Source organism: Azospirillum halopraeferens DSM 3675 (assembly GCF_000429625.1).
Classification (GTDB): Bacteria; Pseudomonadota; Alphaproteobacteria; order Azospirillales; family Azospirillaceae; genus Azospirillum; species Azospirillum halopraeferens.
Genome location: NZ_AUCF01000029.1, coordinates 64,308 through 74,429 on the forward strand (window position 1 = coordinate 64,308; position 10,122 = coordinate 74,429).

Below are 10,122 nucleotides of genomic sequence, written 5' to 3' on the forward strand. Positions count from 1 at the left end.
CATGATGACCGACGATCCCACACCCATTCCCGCCGACGGCCGGCCCCACGTGGTGGTGGTCGGGGCCGGCTTCGGCGGTCTCGCCTGCGCCAAGACGCTGGCCCGGGCGCCCGGCGGCGGCGGTGTGCGGGTGACGGTGATCGACCGCAACAACTACCATCTGTTCGTGCCGCTGCTCTATCAGGTGGCGACCGCCGCCCTGTCGCCGGCGGACATCGCCACGCCCATCCGCTCCATCCTCAGCCGCTACCCCAACGTGGACGTGATCCTGGGTGCGGTGGAGGGGGTGGACACCGCGGCGCGGCGGGTACGGCTGGCCGGCGGGCGGGCCGTCCCCTACGACCGGCTGGTGCTGGCGACCGGGTCGGTCTACAGCTACTTCGGGCACGATGACTGGCCGCACGTGGCGCCGGCCCTGAAGACGGTGGAGAACGCCCGGCACATCCGCACCCGCCTCCTGTCGGCGCTGGAGGAGGCGGAGATGTGCGACGACGCGGACCGCCGGGCGGCGCTGATGACCGTGGTGATCGTCGGCGGCGGCCCCACCGGCGTGGAGATGGCCGGGGCGGTGGCGGAGCTGACGCGCTTCACCCTGGCCCGCGACTTCCGCCGCATCGACCCGCGCGCCGCCCGCGTCCTGCTGGTGGAGGCCGGGCCGCGCATCCTGTCCGCTTTTCCCGAGCACCTCGCCGCCTACGCCCGGCGCAAGCTGGAAGCGCTGGGCGTCACCGTGATGACCGGGCAGGCGGTGGAGCGGATCGATGCCACCGGCGTCACCGTCGGCGGGCGCGCCATCCCCGCCGCGACCGTGGTGTGGGGGGCGGGTGTGGCGGCGTCGCCGGCCGGGCGCTGGCTGGGGGTGGACACCGACCGCGCCGGCCGCATCCGCGTCGCCCCCGACCTGTCGGTGCCCGGCGTTCCCGGCGTCTACGCCCTGGGCGACACGGCGGCGGCGGCCGACGACGCGGGCAAGCCGCTGCCCGGGCTGGCGCAGGTGGCCAAGCAGCAGGGCGAGCATCTGGGACGCGCGCTTGCCCTGAACCTGACGGCCGGAACGGCACCGGCGCCCTTCCGCTTCCGCAACCGCGGCAACACCGCCATCATCGGCCGCAACGCCGCCATCTTCGACTTCGGCCACCGCACCCTGAAGGGGTGGTTCGCCTGGGTGCTGTGGGCGATCGTCCACGTCTACCTGCTGGTCGGCGGCGAGAAGCGGCTGTCGGTCACCCTGCGCTGGCTGTGGCGCTACGCCACCTACGAACGCGGCGCCCGCCTGATCACCGAGTCCCCGCCGTCCGACGTTGCCGAGGTCACGACGCAGGACAACTCCCGGCGCAGGGCGTGACCGGGGGTTCCCCGCCGACACCGTTTGACTCCCCCTCGTTACGTTGATATCAACTCAACTGAAAGCAGGGAGGACTGCCTGATGGGTACCATCGCAAGTGAGCCGCAGGAGCAGCACCGCTGGCTGGAGCGGCTGACCGGGGAATGGATCGTCACCGGCGATGCGCCGCCGGACGCCCCGCCCGGCGCGCCGCCGCCGGAATGGACGGAGACGGTGCGCTCGCTGCACGGCCTGTGGATCGTCGGCGTGTCGCGGGGGGACATGCCGGGGTGCGGGCCGGTGGAGATGCAGATCACGCTGGGGTACGACCCGCGCCGGGAACGCTTCGTCGGCACCTGGATCGGGTCCATGATGACGCACCTGTGGGTGTACGAGGGCACGCTCGACCCGGACGGACGGGTGCTGACGCTCGAATCCGAGGGGCCGCACTTCGATGATCCCGGCCGCACCGGCCGCTATCGTGATGTGATCACCGTCGAGGACGACGACCACCGCACCATGACCGGGCAGCGGCTGACCGATGCGGGCGCGTGGGAGACCTTCGTGACGTTCCGTTTCCGGCGCAAGACCGGCTGAACGAAAGGGATTCAGGGATGAGCGGTTTCTTCGGACGATTCGTCTGGTATGAACTGATGACCACCGACCCCGCCGCCGCCACGGCGTTCCATGGCGCCGTCGCCGGATGGCGGGGCCGCGACTCCGGGATGCCGGGGTTCGACTACACGCTCCTGTCGGCCGGTGAGGCGCAGGGGGCTCCCGGCTGCACCGACGTGGGCGGCGTGATGGCGCTGCCGGAGGAGGCGTGCGCGGCCGGCGCCCGGCCGGGCTGGCTGGGCTACATCGCCGTCGACGATGTCGACGCCACCGCCGACCGCATCTGGAAGGCCGGCGGCGCCGTCCATCGTCCGCCCGCCGACATTCCCGGAATCGGCCGCTTCGCCGTGGTCGCGGATCCGCAGGGCGCGGTGTTCGCCCTGTTCCGCCCGGCCCCCGGAAGCGGCGACGGGGCGCCGCCGGTCCCCCCGCGCGAGCCCGGCCGCTTCGCCTGGCACGAACTGGTCACCGACGACCACGAGGCTGCCTTCGCCTTCTACGCCGACCTGTTCGGGTGGCAAGCGCTGGACTCCGTCGACATCGGCCCCATGGGCACCTACCGGATCTTCGGCCGCGACGGCGAGGCCATGGGCGGCATGATGAACCGATGCGAGGGCATGCCCGGCCCGTTCTGGCTCTACTACGTCATGGTCGACGGCATCGATGCCGCGGCGGAGCGGGTGAAGGCCGGCGGCGGGACGGTGATCAACGGCCCCATGGAGGTGCCCGGCGGCTCCTGGATCATCCAGTGCCTGGACCCGCAGCACGCGCCGTTCGCCCTGGTCGGCCCGCGGTCCTGACGATCGCAACGAAACGGGAACTCCCTTTTGCCGCCGGGCACCCTATCTGGTACGCAGGGGACGGCGGCAGGAGGGAGAATCCCATGGCCACGCTGAAGGAATTCGAGGACGCCCTGCGGGAGGCCGGCAACACGGCAGCCCTTGAGATCCTGGAACGGCTGCGCGCCCGCGACCGCGCCAACCGGTCCATCCGCCCGGCCCGGCGGCTGACCGGCCGCAAGATGACGCCGGAACTGGCGGCGGACATCCTGCGCCTCCACCGCACCACCGAGATGACCCAGCAGGAGATCGCCTTCGAGCTGGGCATCAACCAGGGCCGGGTCAACGAGGTGATCAAGCGCGGCAAATGGCTGGACGGCAATCCCGACTCGCCGGAAGCGGTGGCCCGCGACAAGGCCGTCCGCCGGGCCAGGGCCGGCGTCGGCGTCGGTCCGCGGCCGTCACCGCCGCAAAAGGCCGCGGCGAAGAAGGCCCGGCCCGCCGCCGCGGAGCCCGCACCCGCCGAACCCGCGCCCGGGACGCCGGCCAGGGGCGGGAAGCGGTCCCGGCCGGCGAAGGAGCCGCCGGCCCAGCTTCTCTTCGACGGGCTGTAAGCGGAGCGGGGCTCAGGCGGCGACGTGCCGGTCCGTGTGCCTGCGGTTGCCGCCCTCGTCCGCCACGCCGCGCATCCAGATCCGGCCGCGCAGGGCGAAGCCGTTTTCGCGCAGCCAGTCCCGCTCCACGTGTCCGGCGGCGCGGTAGAGGAGCACGCTCCACGCCTCGGCGTCCCCGGCCCCGTCGCGGGCCGAGGGCGTTGCGTAGGGCTGGAGCGAATAGGGAAAGTCGTCCCGGGTCATCGCGGCGCTCCCCCGGCGTCCATCGTGCTCCACGAATGTCCGTCGCCCGCGGGCCACTCGAAATCCGTCTCCACGGCATACTTCACAAGTCGTCCGTCAGCAAGACGAACGTCATAGCGCGGAGTGCCCACCAGCGTGCGCGCGACGATCAGGGCTTCCTGTCCCTGTAGTCTTACCTTGGTCCCCAGCCGCAGCATGCCGCACCTCCCGTTTCTTATGCCTGACTGCAGGCTAAGGCTTCACGGCGGGGTGTGCTGTGTCAAAATCCGGACCTCGGGCGGGCCGGGGGGCCTCAACGCTCCGCCAGCGCCAGCTTGGCTCCCAGCAGGGCGAAGGCGCCGGCGAAGGTCCGGCGCATCCACGTCATCACCTGCGGGCGGGTGATGACGTGCGTGCGCACCGCGGCGGCGAACAGCCCGTAGCCGACGAAGACCACGAAGGTCAGGGCCATGAACACGCCGCTCAGTTCCGCCATGCGCGCCACCGGGGCGGCGTCGCCGGCGCTGACGAACTGCGGCAGGAAGGCCAGGAAGAAGATCGACAGCTTCGGGTTCAGCACGTTGAGCAGCACCGCGTCCCCGATCACCCGGGCCGCCGAGCGGGGCGGCGCGGCCTGCGCATCGACGCTGAGCGCCCCCGTCTCCTTCAGCGTGCTCCACGCCATGTAGAGCAGGTACGCCACCCCCAGCACCTTCAGCGTCTGGAACGCCAGCGCGCTGGTGTGCAGAACCGCGGCCAGGCCCAGGATCGCCGCCGCCATGTGGGGGATGATGCCCAGCGTGCAGCCGAACGCGGCGATCACGCTGGCCCGCGCGCCCCGCGACAGGCCCGCCGCCAGCGTGAACAGCACGCCGGTGCCCGGCGAGGCGACAACGATCAGGGACGTGACGAGGAATTCGATGCTCACCTGCGGTGCTCCCCCGGATGATGCGGCGCCTCATGGTGAAACGGTGCCGCGGGCTTGTCCAGAGGCGAAGAGAGCGGCGGTGCGACGGCGCCCCGCAGTGTTCCGGGGTGTGGAGCGCATCGGGAAGGGCATCGAATTTATGTGCGGAATGTGAAATCGAAGATTGCGCCTTGCGCGACATAAGATTCGCACACAAAGAAAACAATAATGTGAGCGCACGTCATTTTCGACTGAATCTCGCGGGAAATGCATGTCTTTCAGGAGTCTGATCAATTCGGTGTCGACCTCTCCCCGACGAATGTGTTACCCCGAACGGTGTCTATTAGAGGGAGCGGCTATTGCTCCTGCCATATAAATTCCGTCCGGAGGCAAGATGGCGACCTTTACCGGCACCGGGGCAAATGAGCTTTGGCCCACAACCGAAGATAATTCCGGCCATGACAGTGTTGATGGCGGTGGCGGGAATGATACGCTTTCGGGCGGGGCCGGAAACGATACACTGATCGGTGGCGCCGGGGCGGATATTCTCTACGGCGGTGCGGACCATGACTTGCTCTATGGCGGTGACGGCAACGATTCGCTGTACGGTGGTGACGGCAACGATGCGCTGTACGGTGGCTCGGGACGCGATCTCCTCTATGGTGACGGCGGTAACGACCTGCTGTTCGGCGACGAGGGCATGGACACCCTTTACGGGGGTGAGGACAACGACACCCTGCGCGGCGGCGACGACAACGATCTGGTCTTCGGGGACAACGGCAACGACCTTCTCTACGGCGACGGCGGCAACGACACGCTGCGCGGCGAGGCCGGCAACGACACGCTCTACGGTGGCGACGGCGCCGACTCGCTGCTCGGCGGCGGGGGCAACGACGTGCTGTACGGCGAAACCGGCAACGACGCGCTGTACGGCGACGACGGCAACGATCTGCTGTACGGCGGGGATGGTCACGACTGGCTCTTCGGCGGCCAGGGGACTGACACTCTCTCCGGCGGTGACGGCAACGACACCCTCGTCGGCGGGGCCGGGGCCGACCTTCTGGTCGGCGGCAACGGCGTCGATACGGCGGACTACAGTGACTCGTCCGTAGCCGTATCGATCAATCTCACATCCGGCAGCGGCACCGGCGGCGATGCCGAAGGCGACACCCTGTCGGGCATCGAGAACCTGATCGGCTCCTCTCACAACGACACCCTGATCGGCGACGCGCAGGACAACCAGTTGTCGGGCGGTGGCGGCAACGACCTCCTGTCCGGCGGCGACGGCAACGACCTCCTGTCGGGCGGCGACGGCAACGACACGTTGATCGGCGGCCTCGGCAACGACACGCTGGTGGGCGGCAGCGGCACCGACACCGCCGATTACAGCGCCTCGAACGCGGCGGTGAACGTCAATCTGGCGAACGGCACGGGCTCCGGCGGCCACGCCCAGGGCGACGTGCTGTCGGAGATCGCGAACCTCATCGGTTCGGACTTCAATGACACCCTGATCGGCAGCACCGGCAACAACCTGCTGTCGGGCGGCGCCGGTGCGGATTACCTGTACGGCGGTGACGGCAACGACACGCTGGCGGGCGGCGCCGGCGCCGACAGCCTGGTGGGCGGCGCCGGCACCGACACGGCGGAGTACCGGGATTCCGATGCTGCCGTGACGGTCAACCTGCTGACGGGATCGGGATCCGGCGGCCATGCCCAGGGGGACACCCTGGATGGGATCGAGAACCTCATCGGTTCCACGTTCAACGACGTGCTCATGGGCAACGACGGCGCCAATCTTCTGTCGGGCGGCGCCGGCGACGACACGCTGACCGGCGGCCTCGGCAACGACACGCTGGTGGGCGGCGCCGGCGCCGACAGCCTGATCGGCGGTGACGGCATCGACACGGCCGATTACACCGACTCCGACGCCGCGGTGACGATCAACCTGCTGGCCGGAACGGGAACCGGCGGGCATGCCCAGGGCGATACCCTGAACGGGATCGAGAACCTGATCGGTTCGTCGTTCAGCGACCTTCTCATGGGCGACGACGGTGCCAACCTTCTGTCGGGCGCCGCCGGCAACGACACGCTGAGCGGCGGCCAGGGCAACGACACGTTGGTGGGCGGTACCGGCGCCGACAGCCTGGTGGGCGGCACCGGCATCGACACGGCCGACTACACCGCCTCCACCGCGGCCGTCACCGTCAGCCTGGCCGACGGCACCGGCTCGGGCGGCCACGCCCAGGGCGACACGCTGAACGGGATCGAGAACCTCATCGGGTCCGCCCATGCCGATCGTCTGACCGGCGACAGCCTCGCCAACCTGCTGTCGGGCGGTGCCGGTGACGACACCCTGCTGGGCGGCGCCGGTGCGGACACCCTGGTGGGCGGCACCGGAACGGATACGGCGGAGTACACCGGCTCCACCGCCGCGGTCTTCGTCAGCCTGACCAGCGGCACCGGCACCGGCGGCGACGCCGAGGGCGACGCGCTGTCGGAGATCGAGAACCTCACCGGTTCCTCCCACAACGACACCCTGATCGGCAACGCCGACGCCAACCTGCTCTCGGGTGCCGACGGGGCCGACATCCTCAGCGGCGCCGGAGGCAACGACACCCTGCTGGGCGGCACCGGCGACGACACGATGGACGGCGGTGACGGTGCCGACCTGTTGAGCGGCGAGGCCGGAAACGACCTCCTGTCGGGCGGGGACGGCGCCGACACCCTGTACGGTGGTGACGGGAACGACACGCTGGACGGCGGTGACGGCAACGACCTGCTGTCCGGCGGCGACGGTACCGACCGTCTGTCCGGCGCCGGGGGCAACGACACCCTGGTGGGCGGCGCCGGTGCGGACACGCTGGTGGGCGGTGCGGGCACCGACACGGCGGACTACAGCGCCTCGGCCACGGGGGTTTCGGTCAACCTGGCCAGCGGCAGCGGCTCGGGCGGCGACGCCGAGGGCGACGTGCTGTCGGAGATCGAGAACCTCATCGGCACCGCCCAGACCGATACCCTCATCGGCAGCGACGCCGACAACCTGCTGTCGGGCGGCGCCGGAGCGGACATCCTGAGCGGCGGCGCCGGCTCCGACTCGCTGGTGGGCGGCGACGGCGACGACACGCTGGCCGGCGGCGCCGGCGGCGACCTGCTGGACGGCGGCACCGGCACCGACACCGCGGATTACAGCGGCTCGTCGGCGGCGGTGTTCGTCAACCTTGGCACCGGGTCGGTGTCGGGCGGCGATGCCCAGGGCGACACCCTGACCGGCATCGAGAACCTGATCGGCACCGCCCACGCCGACACCCTCATCGGCGACGCACAGGCCAACGTGCTGGCCGGCGGCGGCGGCGCCGACCTTCTGAGCGGCGGCGGCGGCAACGACACGCTCATCGGCGGTGACGGCAACGACACGCTGGTCGGCGGCGCCGGCAGCGACCTGCTGTACGGCGGCGACGGGTCCGACACCGCGGACTACAGCGCCTCGTCGGCGGCGGTGTTGGTCAATCTCGGCACCGGGTCGGTGTCGGGCGGCGATGCCCAGGGTGACACCCTGTCAAGCATCGAAAACGTCATCGGCTCGGCCCAGGCCGATACGCTGACGGGTGACAGCGGCGCCAACCATCTTGCGGGCGGCGCCGGCAACGACACGCTGGTGGGTGGCGGCGGCGCCGACACGCTGGTGGGCGGTGACGGCATCGACACGGCGGATTACAGCGTCTCGTCCGCCGGGGTTTCGGTCGCCCTGACCGGCGTGGCCGGCTCCGGCGGCGACGCCCAGGGCGATGTGCTGTCGGAGATCGAGAACCTGATCGGTTCCGCTTCCGACGACACCCTGACCGGCAACGCCGACGCCAACCTGCTGGACGGCGGGACCGGCTGTGACCTGCTGTCGGGCGGTGCGGGCAACGACACTCTGTCGGGCGGTGCGGGCAACGACACGCTGGCGGGCGGTGCCGGCGCGGATGCGCTGGCGGGCGGCGACGGCACCGACACCGCTGATTACAGCGCCTCGTCGACGGCGGTGACCGTCAACCTGACCTCCGGCGCCGCTGCCGGCGGCGACGCCGAGGGCGACACGCTGACGGGTATCGAGAACCTGATCGGCTCCGCCCACGCGGACATCCTCACCGGTGATGCCGCGGCCAACGAGCTGTTCGGCGGCGGGGGCGGCGACACGCTGTCCGGCGGCGCCGGTGCCGACACCCTGTCCGGCGGCGATGGCGCCGACGTCTTCGCCTATGCTGTGGCGGATGCCGGTGCGATCGACACCATCATGGACTTCGGGACCGGCGACCGCATCCGCGTGGCGGGTGCCACCTTCACCGGTGGCTCCGTCACGGTTGGCAACGGCGGGTCCGTGGCGGCCAACTCGATCCAGATCGAGGTGTCCGGGAACAACACGCGCCTCTACATCGACACCAACGGCACCGCCGGGGCGGACCTGACGGTCGATCTGGTCGGACGGCTCTCGACGGACAATTTCGTGCTGAGCGGCACCGACATCATCTACACGGTGCCGACGCCTCCGCCGCCGTCGGGCCCGGCGACGGTGACCACGCCGGTGCTGGGCACCCAGATTACGGTGACCGCCTCGGTGACGACCACCAGCACGGTGGACGGCGTGGCCGTGCAGGAGCAGCGCCTGACCACCGGCACCGGCGCGGTGGTGCAGATCCTGGATGTCCCGATCGTTCCGGCCAACCGGGCGGACGCGGATGCCCGGTCGCCGGGGGCCGACATTCCGCTGGTCACCGATGGTGCCACCGGCCAACCCCTGCTGGTGGCCGGCGTGCCCTCCGGCGTCGGGCTGCGCGTCGAGGGCGTGGTGGCCGCCCAGGCCCCGGCGACCGCGGCGGAGGGGCTCCTCTCCGCCATCCGATCGCGCACCGCCGACCGCCCGGATGACCGGGACGGGTTGTCCACCGCCGGCCAGGGCTTCCTGAGCGCGCTGCCGGTGAACGCGCAGGTGACGGTCCGCACCATCGTGCCGACGGTGACGACGGGCACCGCGGCCGTGGCCGGGGAACTGACGATCACCGGCGCCACGCCGTCCGGCGGGACGGCGCGCGAGGCGCTGGTGATCGACGCCTCCGCCCTGCCGTCGGGCACGGTGATCCGGCTGGACAACGTGTCCTTCGCGGTCGTGGTCGGAGCGGTGCAGGTGACCGGCGGTGCCGGCTCGCAGGTGGTGATGGGTGATTCCAGCGCTCAATTCATCGTGCTGGGCGCCGATGACGACACCCTGCGGGGCGGCGGCGGCGACGACTTCGTGGCCTCGGCGGAGGGCGACGACGTGCTGTTCGGCGACGACGGCAACGACACGGTGGCCGGCGGTGTGGGCAACGACGCGCTGTACGGCAACCGCGGCAACGATCTGCTGTACGGCAACCAGGGGATGGACACCATCTTCGGCGGCCAGGACAGCGACACGGTGTTCGGCGGCATGGACGCCGACGTGGTGTACGGCCAGCTCGGGTCCGACGTGCTGTACGGCAACAAGGGGGCGGACACGCTGTTCGGCGGGCAGGGCGACGACACCCTGTTCGGCGGCCAGGACAACGACGTGCTCTACGGCGGCATGGGCAACGACGTGCTGGCGGGCAACCGCGGCACCGACACGCTGTACGGCGGCGCGGGGGCCGACACCTTCCGCATCGA

The 10,122-nt window shown here is 70.9% G+C and carries 7 protein-coding genes and 1 pseudogene; 5 read left to right on the forward strand and 3 right to left on the reverse strand.

The window, feature by feature from the left end; genetic code table 11:
- Positions 1-4 precede the first annotated feature (4 nt).
- The 4 genes from G472_RS34615 (at position 5) to G472_RS34620 (ending at position 3,332) form a co-directional block, all read left to right on the forward strand.
- Positions 5-1,345, forward strand: coding sequence for an NAD(P)/FAD-dependent oxidoreductase (locus G472_RS34615; protein ID WP_035693253.1), 1,341 nt, complete (start codon positions 5-7; stop codon positions 1,343-1,345).
- Positions 1,346-1,426: 81 nt separating this feature from the next.
- Positions 1,427-1,921, forward strand: a complete 495-nt coding sequence (locus G472_RS0120535; RefSeq protein ID WP_035693231.1) for a DUF1579 domain-containing protein — start codon at positions 1,427-1,429, stop codon at positions 1,919-1,921.
- Positions 1,922-1,938: 17 nt separating this feature from the next.
- Positions 1,939-2,739, forward strand: coding sequence for a VOC family protein (locus G472_RS0120540; protein WP_029009874.1), 801 nt, complete (start codon positions 1,939-1,941; stop codon positions 2,737-2,739).
- An 83-nt stretch (positions 2,740-2,822) separates the two neighbouring features.
- Entirely contained in the window at positions 2,823-3,332 is a 510-nt protein-coding gene (locus G472_RS34620) for a sigma factor-like helix-turn-helix DNA-binding protein (protein ID WP_084536806.1), read from the forward strand.
- A gap of 12 nt (positions 3,333-3,344) precedes the next feature.
- Here the strand turns inward: G472_RS34620 and G472_RS0120550 are convergent, their stop codons facing one another.
- The 3 genes from G472_RS0120550 to G472_RS0120555 form a co-directional block, all read right to left on the reverse strand.
- On the reverse strand, positions 3,345-3,575 hold the full coding sequence (locus G472_RS0120550; protein WP_029009875.1) for a hypothetical protein: 231 nt from the start codon (positions 3,573-3,575) through the stop codon (positions 3,345-3,347).
- Complete coding sequence (locus G472_RS38255) at positions 3,572-3,772, reverse strand: hypothetical protein (RefSeq protein ID WP_084536807.1); 201 nt, start codon at positions 3,770-3,772, stop codon at positions 3,572-3,574. Before G472_RS38255 ends, G472_RS0120550 begins: the two co-directional genes overlap by 4 nt.
- Before the next feature lie 95 nt (positions 3,773-3,867).
- Positions 3,868-4,482 (reverse strand): LysE family translocator, encoded by a 615-nt coding sequence (locus G472_RS0120555; protein ID WP_029009876.1) that lies wholly within the window; start codon positions 4,480-4,482, stop codon positions 3,868-3,870.
- 373 nt (positions 4,483-4,855) lie between these two features.
- Here G472_RS0120555 and G472_RS40295 point away from each other — a divergent pair.
- A pseudogene (locus G472_RS40295) lies at positions 4,856-10,122 on the forward strand (hypothetical protein); the annotation flags it as partial.

Excerpts from the sequence above, each read along its gene's own strand:
- G472_RS34615 (WP_035693253.1), top strand. The coding sequence starts at position 5 with ATGACCGACGATCCCACACCCATTCCCGCCGACGGCCGGCCCCACGTG.
- G472_RS0120535 (WP_035693231.1), top strand. The coding sequence starts at position 1,427 with ATGGGTACCATCGCAAGTGAGCCGCAGGAGCAGCACCGCTGGCTGGAG.
- G472_RS0120540 (WP_029009874.1), top strand. The coding sequence starts at position 1,939 with ATGAGCGGTTTCTTCGGACGATTCGTCTGGTATGAACTGATGACCACC.
- G472_RS34620 (WP_084536806.1), top strand. The coding sequence starts at position 2,823 with ATGGCCACGCTGAAGGAATTCGAGGACGCCCTGCGGGAGGCCGGCAAC.
- G472_RS0120550 (WP_029009875.1), bottom strand. The coding sequence starts at position 3,575 with ATGACCCGGGACGACTTTCCCTATTCGCTCCAGCCCTACGCAACGCCC.
- G472_RS38255 (WP_084536807.1), bottom strand. The coding sequence starts at position 3,772 with ATGCTGCGGCTGGGGACCAAGGTAAGACTACAGGGACAGGAAGCCCTG.